The 15962-nt window shown below is 47.3% G+C and carries 13 protein-coding genes and 3 tRNA genes; 10 read left to right on the plus strand and 6 right to left on the minus strand.

All coding sequences use genetic code 11. The features are described from left to right. Positions 1-11 precede the first annotated feature (11 nt). A complete protein-coding gene (locus tag B076_RS0105760; protein WP_028486480.1) occupies positions 12-359 on the plus strand; it encodes a 5-carboxymethyl-2-hydroxymuconate Delta-isomerase in 348 nt (115 codons plus the stop codon). A 17-nt stretch (positions 360-376) separates the two neighbouring features. On the opposite strand, the gene B076_RS0105765 is transcribed toward B076_RS0105760, so the two are convergent. The 3 genes from B076_RS0105765 to purB form a co-directional block, all read right to left on the minus strand. Next, entirely contained in the window at positions 377-820 is a 444-nt protein-coding gene (locus B076_RS0105765) for a DUF1810 domain-containing protein (RefSeq protein ID WP_028486481.1), read from the minus strand. Positions 821-931: 111 nt separating this feature from the next. Then, positions 932-2101: a cupin domain-containing protein gene (locus tag B076_RS0105770; protein WP_028486482.1), complete on the minus strand. Its 1170-nt coding sequence runs from the start codon at positions 2099-2101 to the stop codon at positions 932-934. A gap of 207 nt (positions 2102-2308) precedes the next feature. Further along, positions 2309-3709: an adenylosuccinate lyase gene (purB, locus tag B076_RS0105775; RefSeq protein ID WP_028486483.1), complete on the minus strand. Its 1401-nt coding sequence runs from the start codon at positions 3707-3709 to the stop codon at positions 2309-2311. A gap of 87 nt (positions 3710-3796) precedes the next feature. Between purB and acnB the strand changes: the two genes are divergently transcribed. Then, entirely contained in the window at positions 3797-6370 is a 2574-nt protein-coding gene (acnB, locus tag B076_RS0105780; protein ID WP_028486484.1) for a bifunctional aconitate hydratase 2/2-methylisocitrate dehydratase, read from the plus strand. Between the two features lie 236 nt (positions 6371-6606). Here the strand turns inward: acnB and sppA are convergent, their stop codons facing one another. After that, the gene (sppA, locus tag B076_RS0105785; RefSeq protein WP_028486485.1) at positions 6607-7569 is read right to left on the minus strand and encodes a signal peptide peptidase SppA; all 963 of its coding nucleotides are present in this window, start codon (positions 7567-7569) and stop codon (positions 6607-6609) included. A gap of 156 nt (positions 7570-7725) precedes the next feature. Between sppA and uvrC the strand changes: the two genes are divergently transcribed. The 5 genes from uvrC (at position 7726) to B076_RS0105810 (ending at position 10798) form a co-directional block, all read left to right on the plus strand. Further along, complete coding sequence (uvrC, locus tag B076_RS0105790) at positions 7726-9591, plus strand: excinuclease ABC subunit UvrC (protein ID WP_038150822.1); 1866 nt, start codon at positions 7726-7728, stop codon at positions 9589-9591. Between the two features lie 198 nt (positions 9592-9789). Then, positions 9790-10368 carry a CDP-diacylglycerol--glycerol-3-phosphate 3-phosphatidyltransferase gene (pgsA, locus tag B076_RS0105795; RefSeq protein ID WP_028486487.1) on the plus strand — a complete coding sequence of 193 codons (579 nt, stop codon included), beginning with the start codon at positions 9790-9792 and terminating at the stop codon, positions 10366-10368. A 117-nt stretch (positions 10369-10485) separates the two neighbouring features. Then, positions 10486-10560, plus strand: a tRNA-Gly gene (locus B076_RS0105800). Between the two features lie 4 nt (positions 10561-10564). After that, positions 10565-10638 (plus strand) — tRNA-Cys (locus B076_RS0105805). 73 nt (positions 10639-10711) lie between these two features. Then, positions 10712-10798 (plus strand) — tRNA-Leu (locus B076_RS0105810). 111 nt (positions 10799-10909) lie between these two features. Here the strand turns inward: B076_RS0105810 and B076_RS0105815 are convergent. Continuing rightward, positions 10910-11932 carry a sensor domain-containing diguanylate cyclase gene (locus tag B076_RS0105815; RefSeq protein WP_028486488.1) on the minus strand — a complete coding sequence of 341 codons (1023 nt, stop codon included), beginning with the start codon at positions 11930-11932 and terminating at the stop codon, positions 10910-10912. 307 nt (positions 11933-12239) lie between these two features. Here B076_RS0105815 and B076_RS0105820 point away from each other — a divergent pair, with 307 nt between their 5' ends. Further along, positions 12240-12590 carry a hypothetical protein gene (locus B076_RS0105820; protein WP_028486489.1) on the plus strand — a complete coding sequence of 117 codons (351 nt, stop codon included), beginning with the start codon at positions 12240-12242 and terminating at the stop codon, positions 12588-12590. A 95-nt stretch (positions 12591-12685) separates the two neighbouring features. Here the strand turns inward: B076_RS0105820 and B076_RS0105825 are convergent, their stop codons facing one another. Further along, positions 12686-13522 carry a helix-turn-helix transcriptional regulator gene (locus tag B076_RS0105825; RefSeq protein WP_028486490.1) on the minus strand — a complete coding sequence of 279 codons (837 nt, stop codon included), beginning with the start codon at positions 13520-13522 and terminating at the stop codon, positions 12686-12688. A 299-nt stretch (positions 13523-13821) separates the two neighbouring features. Here B076_RS0105825 and B076_RS0105830 point away from each other — a divergent pair, with 299 nt between their 5' ends. Continuing rightward, positions 13822-15345: a choice-of-anchor F family protein gene (locus B076_RS0105830; RefSeq protein ID WP_028486491.1), complete on the plus strand. Its 1524-nt coding sequence runs from the start codon at positions 13822-13824 to the stop codon at positions 15343-15345. 67 nt (positions 15346-15412) lie between these two features. After that, positions 15413-15916, plus strand: a complete 504-nt coding sequence (locus B076_RS0105835; RefSeq protein WP_028486492.1) for an exosortase/archaeosortase family protein — start codon at positions 15413-15415, stop codon at positions 15914-15916. The last annotated feature ends 46 nt before the right edge of the window (positions 15917-15962 follow it).

Raw genomic sequence — 15962 nt, forward strand, 5'->3', positions numbered from 1 at the left:
AAGATTTAGTTATGCCACATATCATTATCGAATACAGTCAGGAATCACTCTCTCGTAAACTCGTTAAGTTCCTGCTTTCAGAAGCGTTTTATGCCGTCAAATCCACCAGGCTTTTTGACGAGCAAAACATCAAAGTACGGGCGCACCCGGTTGAGCATTACCAACTGGGTGAAAGCGATTCCGGTTTCATGCATATCATTTGCCGAATTCATACAGGGAAAACGCAGGATGAGAAACAGCTATTGACGCAAACATTGCTCAAAAGCGTGAAGGGCGTAATGATGTCCTCGATGGTGATTACGGTCGAGGTCGTAGAGATGGACGACTCAAGTTATGCCAAAACTGTCCTCAAGGTGTAGAAAAGAGCAAAACCGGATTAGAGCCGATTAAGAGCCTCTAAGGTCTTTTCGCTCAACTGGCCGTCACAAAATTTGTCTATCGCTTTTTGAAACAGTCTTTTATCTTCTGCGGCCTCTGCAAACAAGGTCATGCAGGCGCAGAATTTTTTATTATCCGGCTTGCCGAAAATCTCCAGCAGGCTGGTGCCCTCAATCGCCACAACCGCTTGAACAGATTCCATTAAACGCGTCCCTAAAACAGGATGGTCTAAATAGGCTTTGGCTTCCTCCAGACTTTTGATCGCATAAAAGATCGTGGTTTGACTGTGGCCCAAACCGTCTATCTGCGGAAACACAAACCACATCCAGTGAGAACGCTTGCGAGCTGCTTGCAATTCGGCAAGGGCTCTCGGGTAGGTGTCTTGTTGGGCTTTGACAAAACGCTCTATATCGAAAGGGTCATTGTTTGTGGATGATTTCATGTGCCTATTCCAAGTTTGTCTGAATCGCAGTTGGCCATCGTGACGGACTGAAAACCCAAGAAAACTGAACAGGCCTGCTCAGTTTTTGAAGACATTTAAATAAACTGAATTTTATTCGATAAACACCAAATACTGCAGTTTCCAAAGATCAAACAAGAGTTCCAGATTGCCGGAATGTGAAATGAGTTTACTCAAATCTTTCTGGGTTAGGAAAGACTGATTGGCGACCTGGCGAATCAAAGCCGGCTGTGCACCGAAGTCGTTCCAGATGGCACCGTTGATATAAAGCAGGGGTTTATCGTCCATTTCCGCATAGGCAAAGCGGCAAACGGGGTCTTTAATCAGGCCGTTTTCGACCATTAAGGCTCCGGAAAAGTCTTCGATGGACGGGGTTTCTTCTTGGGTCAGCGGTTCGGGTAATTGCTGAGCGGCCACTTGATCCAACTGGGTCGCAAATCGTCCAAACCAGGTTTTGAGCAGGCCTCGGTCTTGCAGGATGGATTGCAATAATTCCTGAGCCTGATCGGCTGCAGCATCGGTCACTTCACCCGGATTGAGCTTGTCTGGCCATTGCGGGTCGATGTAGAGGTCTTTGAAAGCACCCATTTCGGAAAGGTGGTCGCCAAAGCTGTCCCACAGCTCCTGGCCGCGATAGGTACGGTAGCCAATAGAGTAGGTCATGCATTCATTGTCCAGAGCAACACCGTGGTGTCCCCATTTGGGCGGCAGATAGAGAATGTCGCCCGTTTCAAATACGTGGTCTTCTTCGACTTTGAAGGTTTTCATCAAACGCAGATCGACGCCCTGGATATAGTTGTCTTCGGTGCAATCCTGAGAGGTCAGCTGCCAGCGTCTTTTTCCGGCGGCTTGCAGAAGAAAGACGTCGTAATGGTCAAAATGCGGGCCGACATTGCCGCCTTGAGTTGCATAGCTGATCATGATGTCGTCGATACGCCAGCACGGCAAAAAATCGAAGTCGTTGAGCAGGTCGGTGACATCGGGAATCAAACGATCCACCCCCTGAATCAACAGTGTCCAATTCTGTTCCGGGAGTTCACTGAAAGCCGATTCGTCAAATGGACCCTTCAATAACTGGTAGTCTTGGTCTCCATGCTGGATTACAATGCGGCTTTCGACTTCCTCCTCTAGGGACAGGCCTGCCAGTTCTTCGGCGGAAAGGGGGGATTCAAAACCGGGCAGGGCGTTACGGATCAGCAAGGGTTTCTTTTGCCAATATTCGGATAGAAACGTTTTTAAATCAATCTCTTGAAACTGAATCATAATGCGATTCCTAATTGTATTCGGGCTGTGTCAACAATAAAAAACCCACCGCATGGGTGGGTTTGAAACGATTTTAGTCAAAAAAATAATAGTGAATTAGATCGTTTCTAGAGTGTGCTAATTCTAGGAAGAACAAGGGAGTGTATTCTTATACACGACCCGTTTCTGACAAAGAAGTAGCACGTTATAGGAGCGAAATAATCACTATTATCGACCTTTGAGTATGGTGATGGCCAGTTCAATGTTGGCCGCTTGCTGCGCCGCATTACCGATGTAGGTTGCAGGCGTCAGGTTGCGCAGATATTCTTTGGCTTCTTCAGGAAGACCGTCCAGGCCGTCCACAAAGTTCTGCATGATCTCTTTGTTGACGCGCTGGCCACGTGTCAGGTCTTTCAGTTTTTCGTACGGCTTTTCAAATCCGAAGCGGCGCATGACGGTTTGAATAGCTTCGGCCAACACTTCCCAGTTGTTGTCCAGATCTTCCGCCATGGCTTCTGCATTCACTTCCAGTTTGCCCAGCCCTTTCATGGTCGCTTGCAAGGAAATGATGGTATGTGCCACACCGACACCCAGGTTACGTAAAACCGTTGAGTCGGTCAGGTCACGTTGCCAGCGGGAGATCGGCAGTTTTTGACCCAGGTGGTCAAAAATCGCATTGGCGATGCCCAAGTTCCCTTCGGAGTTTTCGAAATCGATTGGGTTGACCTTATGCGGCATCGCCGAAGAACCAATTTCACCGGCCACGGTTTTCTGTTTGAAGAAGCCGATGGAGATATAACTCCAGACATCGCGATCGAAGTCGATCAGGATGGTGTTGAAACGCTGCATGGCGTGAAAGTATTCGGCAATATAATCATGCGGTTCGATCTGGATGGTATAAGGATTCCAAGCTAGGCCCAAGCTTTGCACAAACTGTTCTGACAATTCATACCAGTTAACTTGCGGATAGGCGGCCAAATGAGCGTTGTAATTACCGGTCGCGCCGTTAATTTTACCCATGATCTGCACATTCATAAGCTGTTTGGCCTGGCGCTGCAGACGGTAAGCGACGTTGGCCCACTCTTTACCTGCTGTGGTCGGAGATGCTGGCTGGCCATGGGTACGAGACATCATCGGTATGTCCGCCATCTCCTGTGCCATCTCCACGACTTTGGCAATCAACTTGTCCATTTCAGGAATGATGATGTCCTGACGGGCATCTTTAAGCATCAAAGCATAAGATAGGTTGTTGATGTCCTCAGAAGTACAGGCAAAATGCACGAATTCGCTGATAGCGTTCAGTTCTGCATTGTCGCCGAAATGTTCTTTGATCAGGTATTCCACCGCTTTGACGTCATGGTTGGTGGTACGCTCAATCTCCTTGACACGCTGTGCCATTTCCAAGGTGAACTCATCAACCAGTTTGATCAACAGGTTTTCGGCGTCGGCGCTTAAAGGCGGAACTTCCGGAATTCCGGGATGGTTGGCGAGCATGCGCAACCAGAACACTTCCACTTTCACACGGTTTTTGATTAAGCCGTATTCACTGAAGACTTCCTTTAAGTTGTCCAAGCGTGCGCCGTAACGGCCATCAACTGGAGAAATAGCGGTCAATTCTGAAAGTAACATTTATGCTAACCCTTTTTATCTGAAATTAATGGTGTGGTATTATATCGCAATTCACATATTATTCTTAGTTTTTAGGAGACTTCCTCTATGTTAGAAGCCTATCGTAGTCATGTTGCTGAACGTGCTGAACAGGGTATTCCACCACTTCCTCTTGATGCGGAACAAACCGCAAAAGTGGTTGAGTTGATTAAAAATCCGCCAGAAGGTGAAGAAGCGTTTGTGCTAGACCTGTTGAGCAACCGTGTTCCGCCGGGTGTGGATGAGGCTTCTTACGTTAAAGCCGGTTTTTTGGCCGACGTGGCAAAAGGGGAAGTCGCGGTTGATTTGATCACGCCTGAAAAAGCGACCTTCCTTTTGGGAACCATGCTGGGTGGTTACAACGTGCAGCCATTGATTGAGTTGCTGGACAGCCCAAACTCGGCGGTTGCGGAAGAGGCGGTGAAGGCGTTGTCTAAAACCTTGCTGGTTTACGATGCGTATCACGATGTGGTTGAAAAATCCAAAACCAACGATTATGCCATGCAAGTGGTGAAGTCTTGGGCGGATGCGGAATGGTTTACCAATAAGCCTAAGATGCCTGAAAGCATCACCGTTACTGTATTTAAGGTAGAAGGCGAAACCAATACCGATGACCTTTCTCCTGCAACGGCAGCCTGGTCTCGTCCAGATATTCCATTGCATGCCAAAGAGATGTTGGCGTCGAGAATGGATGATGTTGACGGTACGATTGAATCCTTGAAAGCCAAAGGCCACCCGGTCGCTTATGTCGGTGACGTGGTGGGTACCGGTTCTTCACGTAAATCGGCGATGAACTCGGTGATGTGGTTTTTCGGTGACGATATTCCTTATGTCCCTAACAAGCGACAGGGCGGTGTGGTTCTGGGTGGTAAGATCGCCCCGATCTTTTTTAACACAGCGGAAGATTCCGGTTCTTTGCCAATTGAATGTGATGTCGAACAGCTTAATATGGGCGATGTGATCACCATCCATCCTTATGAAGGCAAAATCACCAACGAAGCCGGTGAGACCATTTCAACGTTTGAGTTGGCACCGGACACCATGCCGGATGAAGTGCGTGCAGGCGGTCGTGTACCGTTAATCATCGGACGTGGTTTGACCGATAAAGCTCGTAAAGCTTTGGGCATGGAGCCTTCTGAGGTGTTCATGCGTCCCCAAGACAAGTCTCAGGCGGCTCACGGTTATAGCTTGGCGCAGAAGATGGTCGGTAAAGCCTGTGGTATCGAGGGTGTACGTCCCGGGATGTATTGCGAACCGCACATGACCACCGTGGGCTCTCAGGACACCACCGGTGCGATGACACGTGATGAAATGAAAGAACTGGCGTGTTTAGGTTTCTCTGCGGACTTGGTGATGCAGTCTTTCTGTCATACCGCCGCTTACCCGAAACCGGTGGACATCAAATTGCAGCATACCTTGCCGGACTTCATGACCAGCCGCGGCGGGGTAGCCTTGCGCCCGGGTGATGGGGTCATCCACTCTTGGTTGAACCGACTGTTACTGCCGGATACGGTGGGTACAGGTGGTGACTCGCATACGCGTTTCCCAATCGGGATTTCTTTCCCGGCCGGTTCCGGTTTGGTGGCGTTTGCCGCAACCTTGGGTGTGATGCCTCTGAATATGCCGGAATCGGTTCTGGTTCGCTTTAAAGGCGAGATGCAACCAGGCATCACTCTGCGTGACCTGGTCAACGCAATCCCGTATCAAGCGATTCAGGAAGGCCATTTGACGGTAGAGAAGAAAGGTAAGAAAAACGTTTTCAACGGCCGCGTTTTGGAAATCGAGGGTCTTGAGCACCTTAAGGTCGAACAGGCGTTTGAACTGTCCGATGCATCTGCCGAACGTTCCGCCAACGGCTGTGTGGTGAAACTGGGTGAAGCGCCAATTATCGAATACCTTAAATCGAACATGGCGTTGATTGACTGGATGGTTGAAAACGGTTACCAGGATGCGCGTACTTTGCTTCGCCGCCGTGATGAGATGCAGGCGTGGATTGATAATCCGCAATTGTTGGAAGCCGATGCTGATGCCGACTATGCAGCGGTCATCGAAATCGATTTGAATGAAATCAAAGAGCCGATTGTCGCCTGTCCGAACGATCCGGATGACGTCAAGTTGATGTCAGAAGTCGAAAACACCCAAATTGATGAGGTCTTCATCGGTTCGTGTATGACCAATATCGGCCACTACCGTGCGGCCGGTAAAGTTCTTGAACAGATGGGCAACGTGCCGACTCGCTTGTGGATTGCGCCGCCGACTAAAATGGATGAACGCCAGTTGATCGAAGAAGGTTATTACAGCATTTTCGGCAAGGTAGGCGCCCGTACCGAAATGCCGGGTTGTTCCTTGTGCATGGGTAACCAGGCCCGAGTGGCCGATGGTGCAACCGTGTTCTCGACTTCGACCCGTAACTTCCCGAACCGCTTGGGTAACGGTGCAAACGTTTATCTGGGGTCTGCGGAATTGGCGGCAGTGTGTTCGGTATTGGGCCGCATTCCGACCATTCAGGAATATATGGATGCAGTCGGTATGTTGAATACCATGGGCGACGAAGTGTACCGTTATCTGCAGTTTGACGAGATGGCGGACTATGAAGTTGAGTCTCCCAAAAACCTGGCTGACATCGGAGTGGCGGTCGCCTAACATCGACGCTCGTTAGCCTCAAATAAAAAACCCGCGATGACAATGGTCCATCGCGGGTTTTTTTATGCCTGAAGCTGAGCTCGGAAGCCCCTAGGCTCAGAAAGAGATTGCGATAAGGGGGTATGCTCGCTTGAATGCGATTCAAAATGAGCAGGCCTGTCCATTTTAAAACATTGCCTATTCCGGCTTAACCGCTTGCAAAAGCAGTAAAAGCCGGATGTTTTGTCTAAAAACGTTCAGTGTAGCGTGGTTAGATAAAGCGACAATTTGCTGGCAGTTTCCGAGCTGATGTCACCCATCAACTCCTCAATTAAGGATTTCTCAGATTCGTAAATACGACTGTGTTTGACGCCTACCACGTCACGCACCACTGATCCCATGTCGCCCAAGCCGTCAATCAAGCCGTTCTCAATGGCTTCATCGCCCAGCCAGACCAGGCCGGAGTAGGTCAGTTCGTTTTCCTTGATACGATCGCCACGGCCGGCGCGAACGGTTTCAATAAACTGCTGGTGGGTGCGTTCCAGAATGCGTTCCTGGAAGAACTTACGGCCCTCTTCGTCAACCGGTGCGAAAGGGTTGATGAAGGTTTTGTGTTCACCTGCATGCATGGAGCGGTTCTCGATGCCCATCTTATCCATCAGTTCGGTAAAGCCGAAACTGTCCATGCGAACGCCGATTGAACCGACCATAGAACCTCTGTTGGCGTAAATCTTATCGGCGGCCACCGCAATGTAATAACAGCCGGAGGCACATAAGTCTTCCACAACGACATAGACCGGTTTGTTGTATTTTTTCTTTAGGCGGGTGATTTCATCGTTGATCAAAGCCGACTGAACCGGGCTGCCACCCGGTGAATTGGCCTGAATGACGACCGCCTTACTGGATGGGTTGGCAAAGGCTTTTTGCAAAAGTGGGTTGAGGGTTTCCGCACTGATCTTGGAACCTGGCATGATGGCCCCCTCAAGCTTGATGATGGCTGCGTGTTCTTTACCCTTGGCCATAGATTCGAGTTCGTCCAACTGATTCATGTTCTGAACGGCTACCGTAATAAAGAATATTATGTAGGCGGCAATCGCGAGCTTTAAAAGATTGGCGAAACGTCTTGTCCAACGCTCCTGTTTGACCAATGACTCCACCGCTGAGGCGAGTTTTTTGAATCCCTGCGGGTCTTGCTGGTTGTTTTGAGGGCCTTGTTCCATCCTGAATCCTTTATAATACGGTTTGGTTTATAGCATTTTACAACGTTCACACTTATGTCCTCAAAAAAATCCGACAATTCCGCAAACAACGATCAAGTCGAGCACTCTGACGGTTCTGAAAACTCGGTAAAGGCCGCGGTTCAAAAACCATCAGAGATGAGAACGGAAAATTCAGATCTTGAAAATCCGCATCAATTTGATATAGGTGCCTATCTGAAGCAACTGACACAGCGCCCGGGCGTTTACCGTATGTACAACCAGGACGGTAAAATCATCTATGTGGGCAAAGCCAAGAACCTGCAGCGACGGGTGTCGAGTTACTTTAAGAAATCACACGAAGAGATCAAAACGGCCGCCATGGTGGCGCAGGTGGCTTTCATCGAAGTGACCGTGACCGATACCGAAAGCGAAGCGTTGATTCTGGAAAACACCCTGATCAAACGCCATAAACCCAAATACAATATCCTGTTTCGTGATGACAAGTCTTATCCTTATATCTTTGTTTCTACAGGTAAAAAGTTTCCGTCTTTAAGTTACCATCGTGGTGCCAAACGCAAAGTTGGCAAGTATTTCGGTCCATTCCCAAATGCCTCGGCGGTGCATCAAACCCTGCAAGCCCTGCAGAAGATCTTTCCGGTGCGCCAGTGTGCGGAAAGCGTCTTCAATCATCGTTCACGCCCTTGTTTGCAGTATCAGATCAAACGTTGTTCCGGTCCTTGTGTGGCGGGGTTGGTCAGCAAGCAGGAATACGACGAGGATGTACGCCATACCTTGATGTTTCTGGAAGGCAAGAGCTTTGATGTGATTGACGAGTTGGGACGAAAAATGGAACAGGCTTCCGAACAATTGGAGTTTGAGTTGGCCGCCGATTATCGAGACAAAGTGTCCGCTTTGCGCGCCATTCAGAGCCAGCATCTGATCAACCAGCCCGGTGCCAAGGACATGGATGTACTGGCGATTACGCAACAGGCTAATCAAGTCTGCGTGTGTCTGATGATGTACCGCGGAGGCAACCTATGGGGCAGCGAACACTATTATCCAAAAGCGCTTGAATGGCTGGAGCAAAAAGTCGATGAAGCGGCGGTGCTGTCTGCCTTCATCACCCAGCATTACGAACACCATCCGGTTCCGGCCATCGTATTGCTGCCCACTCAGTTGCCCGAGCAGCCTTTGCTGGAAAACTGGTTGAGTGAGAAACGTCAACATAAAGTCAGGATTCAGCGACCTGTGCAACAGACTGCAAAAGGCTTGATGCAATTGGCGACCACCAATGCCATCACCGGATTGAAACAGCACCTGGGGCAAAAAGCCAGTCAGTATGAGCGTCTGCAGGCGTTGCAGGAAGCGCTGGCATTAGCGCAACCTCCACAGCACATGGAATGTTTTGATATCAGTCATACTCAAGGCAGCCATACCATTGCCAGTTGTGTGGTCTTTAAGGATGGTGTGCCTAATACTCAGTTATACCGTAAGTTCAATATTGAGGGCGTTCAAGCGGGAGACGATTACGCCGCCATGCATCAGGCCTTGGAAAGACGTTACAGCCGTATCAGGAAAGAGGGGACACCTTTGCCGGACTTGATTGTGGTTGACGGCGGAAAAGGCCAGCTTAACCAGGCCATAGAGGTACTCAAGTCGCTGGAGTTGGAGTCGGTGCCGCTGGTGTCGGTTGCCAAAGGTGAGGGGCGTAAGGCCGGTCTGGAAATTCTGTACACGCCCTATAACCCAGAAGGCATTGATTTGGAAGCCGACGATATGGCGTTGCACTTGATTAATTACATTCGAGACGAAGCACACCGTTTTGCGATCACCTCGCACCGCGCAAAACGTACCAAGGCGCAAACCTCTTCCAGTCTGGAAGCCATTGAGGGCATAGGCCCTAAAACCAGAAAGGCTTTGCTGTTACACTTTGGCGGTTTGAATGAAATCAAAAATGCCTCGGTGCAGGAGTTATCAAAAGTGAAAGGTATCAGCAAGGATAAAGCTCAGAATATCTATGACTTTTTTCATGGCAGCCTTTAACCTGCAGTTTTTTAGAAAGGCCTACCTGCTTTGCGTTGATTTAATGGCTTTAAATCACTCAACGTATTGCCGGCATTAAAGCCTTGTTCAGGTGGTTTTAGCACTTATAATCGGTTTAAACATGATAGTATTACTTCTTTATAGAAAGGCCCGTTTCGGTTTTACTCATTACAGTTTTATTCAAGAGAAACATTTAACATGAATGTTCAATCCATTCCCATGATGATGACTTGGTCACGAGTCGTTTTGATCCCTGTGTTTTTAATCTGCTACTATGCGCCCATCGAAGATGCCCGTTTCTGGGCCGGCCTGGCGTTTATGATTGCCGCCATTACCGATTGGTTTGACGGGTTCCTGGCCCGTAAACTCGGGTCTGACAGCAAGCTGGGGGCATTTTTGGACCCGGTGGCCGACAAGCTGATTGTGGCCGCAGCATTGATTGTGGTGGCCGCCGAATATCATGACAATATCTGGGTGATTCTATCGGCCGTGGTTATTATCATGCGTGAAGTGAGTATCTCGGCGCTAAGGGAGTGGATGGCGGAAAACAATGCGCGCGAAGTGGTGGCGGTCTCCAGTTTGGGGAAAATCAAAACCGCTTCGCAGTTGGCCGCCTTGACGTGGTTGATTTATGGCGGCGAGCTGTGGGGCATTGATTGGGGCCAACTCGGTTTCCCGATGCTCTATTTTGCTGCGGTTCTGACGGTGATCACCTGGGCCCAATACACGCGTGCGGCTCTGCCTGAAATCATTCGTTCAACAGAATCAAACAGTTAGTTTGCAAAAGCCTTGATAAAGAGCCGGGAAAACAGCAAGAAAGAGTTTATTATTTAAGAATCTTTTGTTAAAAGTGCTTGACCTTAAGCCGTAAAGCCCTATAATACGGCCTCATCAGCGGGAATAGCTCAGCGGTAGAGCACAACCTTGCCAAGGTTGGGGTCGCGAGTTCGATCCTCGTTTCCCGCTCCAATATGGCGGAATGGCAGAGTGGCTATGCAGCGGATTGCAAATCCGTGGACCTCGGTTCGACTCCGGGTTCCGCCTCCAATTTACCCTTTAGTAGATTGATCAAGAATTGCATTTAACGTACGGCGATGCTTTCGCAGTACTTTATCTATATGCCCAGGTGGCGAAATTGGTAGACGCAGGGGACTTAAAATCCCCCGGTGGAAACACTGTGCCGGTTCGACTCCGGCCCTGGGCACCATCTTTAAGCTTAGTTCAAAGCGTTTTAACACTTCAGAAAATCTAACCAGCAGTAACTCTGAACCTAACCTCACTTATTCTAAAAGCCTAAAGATTCCCATTTCGATTAAATTCATTCCACTTGCACGTTGTTTCGGCTCAATTTTTTAGCTCGATAGAGCGCTTTGTCAGTACGCGAAAAGATCGAATCGGCGCAGTCTCCTTCCATGAAAGCGGTCACGCCGAAACTGCAGGTAATCTTACTGTTTTTGTTAAAGCGTAAATTGGCAATCAATTGACGAAGGCTTTCGGCTTTCTCAATCGCGACCAGTTTGTCTGTTTCCGGGAGGATAATGACAAATTCCTCCCCGCCCCAGCGTGCAACTGTATCTGTTTCACGAAGGTGTTCTTCAAGCAATTTCGCCACTTTTTGCAAAATCAGATCGCCTTGTTTGTGGCCGTAACGGTCATTGAATACTTTGAAGTCATCGATGTCGATCAGGATGATGCAAAGCGGGTGACAATAGCGTTTGGCCCGACTGATCTCTTTTTGCAGGCGTTCCTCAAAGCAGCGGCGATTGTAAACCCCGGTCAAAACATCGTGGGTTGCATTATATTGAACGTTTTCAATCTTTTGATACAGTGTTTGATTTAACTCGGAGAGCTCTTGAGTGCGTTGCTCAACAAGACCTTCCAGGCTGAGATTGTCTTCGGCCAGTAGCCGGTTTTGTTTTTCGAGTTCTTGTTGAGCTAATTTTTGTTGATGGATATTGGTGTGAGAGCCAATCATTCTGGCCACTTTTCCCGATGGAGTGCGTGCCACGATCTTGGCTGAGTCTTCGATCCAGAGATAGCTGCCGTCTTTCTTTTTGCAACGGTATTGGATGCGATAGTTTTCTATTTGTCCTTGAGTGTAGGCTTCAAAGTGTGCCATCACTCCCGGGTAGTCATCGGGGTGAATGATCTCTTCCCAGGTAAAGACATTTTCTTTCAAAGCCTCAATGTCATAGTCAAGCATCCGGTACCAGCCGGGGCTGCGAATCACCTCACCGGTCAAAGCATTCCAATCCCAGACGCCATCTTCAATGATGTCAAGTATGTGGCCAAGCGTTGCTTCGGCTTGCTCAAGATTGGAGTGGTGATAACGTTTATACATGAGTTGGTTCGCCTCATAAAGACTTTAGTATAACTATTTTTTAGTGGAATGAAAGCCGATATCCCGTTTTGAGTGTGTTTTAACCCTATATTATTTAAGGATTTTTCCGGATTTTGTTATTTTTTGTTGGGTATAGAAACCGCCGGATATGGAAGTCTCTTATCAAGAATACAGATATAATTATTGACGTGGGAAAATTTACCATATATGATTGTAATCAAGTCAAAAGCAAAGTCATTATTGCGATCAAGCATGATGATTGAAGCAGGCATGATGGATTATTTATTAAATTTAGAGGTAGATCAGCATGAAAATGTTAAAAGTGATGGGAACGGCAATATTGGGTTATTCTTTAAGCATGTCGTCTGCTTGGGCCGCTGAGGGTGACGCTATTTCCACGCAGTCCCAACAACAGATTCAGCAGCTGCAGCAGAACAATAACATGCGCATGGGGCCGGAAAACCCTGCCGGGAACAAACAGATCCAGCATCAGCACAAAATTCAAAAGCAATATACTTATGAAAAAGAGTACCGTTCAGATTCTACTCAAAACGGATTGAAAAGTGATCGTGGCGTGATTCGCTCCGAGTCTCGTCCTGCAAATAGGACGGGCTCTGGTTCGATGGGGGGCAGTGGTTCTGCCGGCGGTAAACGCTAGAATATCTGAGGGTAGCAACGCTCAGATTCTATCGTTAGATCAATGTAAAAACAAACAGGCCTGGTTATGACCAGGCCTGTTTGTTTGTGTAGGTTTTAGAGTCCACTTTTGTTGATTTTGTTGTAGAGTTCCAATTTGGAATTCACATGATACTTGGCGAAGATATTTTTCATGTGGGTTTTTACCGTATTCAAACTGATGTTGAGTTTTTCGGCTATTTTCGGGTAGGACTTTGCCTCCAACAGGTTTTTGATGATGCGCTTTTCAGTTTCAGTCAACAGCGGCATATCGGTGCAAACGCGGGTGCATTTGGAATAGAAGGTTTGGCTGCCTGTATCGTACAAGGGCTGAATTACTGTCTGGAAGAGTGCGTTAATCTTGCTCAGGTTGCTAATAACCGGGGTTTGATTTTGTTGGAATACAAAAATGGAATAACCGATATGCTCGCCTTCATAGCCCATAATTGGCAACACAAAAGCTTTTTTAAAACGCAACTTTTGTTCAAGTGTCTGGCTTTGCTTTTTAGTTAAGACGCCTTCAAAGAAATCGGTCAGGCCGTCAAGCTGCATGTGTGTATCGGGTTGGCTGATCTCTTTCCGGCAACGTTTAAAAAAAGCGGACAGATTAAGCTGGTGCGGCTTGATTTTAAAGCCTTTCAATCCTTTCAAAATCTGCTTTTTGCCATCCAGCATGAACTCAAACCGTAATCGGCCTTGTTGGTTCAGGCAAATCGCCATCATGTGGCAGTTTGTCATTTCACTGATAAAGGGAATTTCGCTTTGTAAAATCGCCTGCAGACGATGACCGTAGATAAGGCACGACTGAATATGCACCGCTTTCAACAGAACTTCATGATCTTTTAATAGGTGTGTGAAATCACGCACCTTGGAGCAAGGACTGTTGTGCGGTAAAACCTGTAATTGCGTTTGCATTGAAATCGTACTACCCTATAGATTGTCATTTAATCAATTTTATGGGTAAAAAGATAACAGAATTTAATCTCGCTGCCTAGAAAATATCTTCTTCAAGAAGCGACTAAACGGGCAAAAAGCTTTGCTTTCTATCAAATTCACCCATTCAGGTGATAGATATAACTGCGTATTTGATATATAGTCAATGTTAACTGAAGTGTAACTTTTTTATAAAATATAGTTGTGATAAGGTTGTATTAAAAAATAACAAAGAAGTTATAAGTTCAAATAATCGTTAATACTTCTAGGAGAAGGAAAAAATGAAAAAAAACATGTTTAAACTAAGTTTGGTGGCCGCGGCTTGTATGACGGCGATGACCGCCGCTCAAGCAGGTAAAATTGTTGGCACCCAGCAAGCTTTGCCAAGTCCGGTTGTGGATGCCGAAGCGCAGGGTTTTGGTGCTTGGAACCTTGGTAATGTTAATGTCAAAATTGTTGATGTGGATACAGGTGAAGAATTAGCAAAAGCCTTTACAGAGTCGGACGGTAGCTACTCGGCTATGACTTACGGCGATACTTTCGTCAGTGAAGTTGATGACGGGGCAGGCAATGTGATGGGGAATCTTTACGGTAAAGACTGGCCAGTGGGGGAGCCATCAGGTGTCAAGGCGATTAGCGTCACAGACCCAGCCGCTGTTCTGTCGAACAGCAAACCGGCCAGCTGTATTATGAGTACCTCCTATTATAAATTCAGTGACAACCCGAACTATTCAGGTTCAACTCCGGATGACGGTTGGTTGGATTCTGACAACCCGAATCCGACCTTGTGTGACAGCCCGTTCCAGACACACAAACGTTTCAAGGTTAGTGCTCTGCCGACCACTGTGGATGGAGCAGGTAACGAAGGTATTGATTTGGTCTTTAATGTAGAAGATGAAGCAGGTTCACGTCGTTACATGGTGCTTCAGAAACTGAATAACTACACCGACAGCCGTCTGTCCGGTTTCAAGATTGAAGTCGGTTTTGGGGTTGGAGCTGGATTTACACCGGGTGATGCAGGTGGGAACCTGACACTTTCGATTGGTACAGGTGAAGATGTTTCGACTACTCCGGCGGGTGATATTTTTGATGCTGAAGATTTGGCACCGTTCTCTGCGGGTCTGTTCGGGCCGGCTGATCCACCAAAACATCCTAGCGATGGTTTCTTCAGTGATCAGCGTGCTTATTTCCCAGTTAAGTTGACTAACGATTACACGATTGAAAATAGCGGACCTTTGACTGCCAACTATACTGACATTTTCGGTGACTGGATGCCAAGCATCTATGAGCCAGCGGGTATATTCTACGACTTTGATGATAACCCATTAACGGATGACCGTTTGGTGGCTTTTTGGGGAGATGATCCTGCAACCGCCGAAGTGGATTATCAGTGGTTGTCAGGTTTTGCGGATGATTTCGCACCGATATCTGCAGATCAGTTGGAAGCTTGGGCTGAAGATGACAGTGGACTCTATTCTATTGGCTCCATCGAAGATGTCTTGAATCTTGGCTTGTCTTATATCGTTGAAATCGGCGATGTTACTGCTGATGTAGTTGGCGAAAAAGACTTTACAGAAAATGGTACCTTTACAATTCGTCTGACGCCAATCAAGTCTACAACGGATGAATCGGTTCCTGAATATGTGAATGATGACACCCAGGAAGCGCCAGCTGATTTGACTGTCTATGAGAAGAGCAGTAGCAGCAACGGTTTCAGTGCTTACGACAACACCAGCTTGTTGGCGTCTGTGCTAGCCTTCCTTGGTTTGGGTGCGTTGGTTGCACGCAGAAAGCTTTCTAAATAAGCATTAGATTTTGTCTAACTTAATTTAGCTTATTTTAGATTGTGATTAAAAAGAGCGGTCAATTCAGATGGTAGGGTTTGCAATACGCTATCTTCTCTGGGTTGCACTGCTCTTTTTTTTGCTGTTTTTCGAGGGGTTCAGCCCTTTTTTTGTTTTCAATGAATGGCAAACCCAGTTAACCATTTTCATCACCCGTCTTTGGGTGGAATGGCTACATCTTCCGGTTCTGATTCAAGCGGACACCTTGATTCTTTCCAATAAAATGCATCTGCAAATCTTGCATGAATGCAATGGTTTGACGCCTTACCTGCTTTATTTAGCCGCTATTCTGGCTTATCCAACTGACTTCAAAAGCAAAATTGTATGGCTTCTAATCGGTTATGCTGGACTTGTGTTGATCAATACGGTGCGTATGTTAGGCATCACTTTGGTGGTGATTGATTCACCTGAACTGTTTCACTTTGTCCATGATTGGATTGGACGATATGGTGTCGGTTTCCTGACCATTTTAATGTTTTATCTTTTCACCAATAGGGTGAACGTACATAAAAAATCTCCTCTCACTAAATAATAGATATTTTCTGTAATAAGGTTTAACTTCAATTTAACCGCTTTTT

The sequence above is a fragment of the Thiomicrorhabdus chilensis DSM 12352 genome, from assembly GCF_000483485.1.
In the GTDB taxonomy this organism is placed as follows: Bacteria; Pseudomonadota; Gammaproteobacteria; order Thiomicrospirales; family Thiomicrospiraceae; genus Thiomicrorhabdus; species Thiomicrorhabdus chilensis.

Excerpts from the sequence above, each read along its gene's own strand:
- uvrC (WP_038150822.1), top strand. The coding sequence starts at position 7,726 with ATGAGAACGGAAAATTCAGATCTTGAAAATCCGCATCAATTTGATATA.
- B076_RS0105760 (WP_028486480.1), top strand. The coding sequence starts at position 12 with ATGCCACATATCATTATCGAATACAGTCAGGAATCACTCTCTCGTAAA.
- B076_RS0105835 (WP_028486492.1), top strand. The coding sequence starts at position 15,413 with ATGGTAGGGTTTGCAATACGCTATCTTCTCTGGGTTGCACTGCTCTTT.
- B076_RS0105765 (WP_028486481.1), bottom strand. The coding sequence starts at position 820 with ATGAAATCATCCACAAACAATGACCCTTTCGATATAGAGCGTTTTGTC.
- acnB (WP_028486484.1), top strand. The coding sequence starts at position 3,797 with ATGTTAGAAGCCTATCGTAGTCATGTTGCTGAACGTGCTGAACAGGGT.
- pgsA (WP_028486487.1), top strand. The coding sequence starts at position 9,790 with ATGAATGTTCAATCCATTCCCATGATGATGACTTGGTCACGAGTCGTT.
- purB (WP_028486483.1), bottom strand. The coding sequence starts at position 3,709 with ATGTTACTTTCAGAATTGACCGCTATTTCTCCAGTTGATGGCCGTTAC.
- sppA (WP_028486485.1), bottom strand. The coding sequence starts at position 7,569 with ATGGAACAAGGCCCTCAAAACAACCAGCAAGACCCGCAGGGATTCAAA.
- B076_RS0105770 (WP_028486482.1), bottom strand. The coding sequence starts at position 2,101 with ATGATTCAGTTTCAAGAGATTGATTTAAAAACGTTTCTATCCGAATAT.
- B076_RS0105825 (WP_028486490.1), bottom strand. The coding sequence starts at position 13,522 with ATGCAAACGCAATTACAGGTTTTACCGCACAACAGTCCTTGCTCCAAG.
- B076_RS0105830 (WP_028486491.1), top strand. The coding sequence starts at position 13,822 with ATGAAAAAAAACATGTTTAAACTAAGTTTGGTGGCCGCGGCTTGTATG.
- B076_RS0105820 (WP_028486489.1), top strand. The coding sequence starts at position 12,240 with ATGAAAATGTTAAAAGTGATGGGAACGGCAATATTGGGTTATTCTTTA.
- B076_RS0105815 (WP_028486488.1), bottom strand. The coding sequence starts at position 11,932 with ATGTATAAACGTTATCACCACTCCAATCTTGAGCAAGCCGAAGCAACG.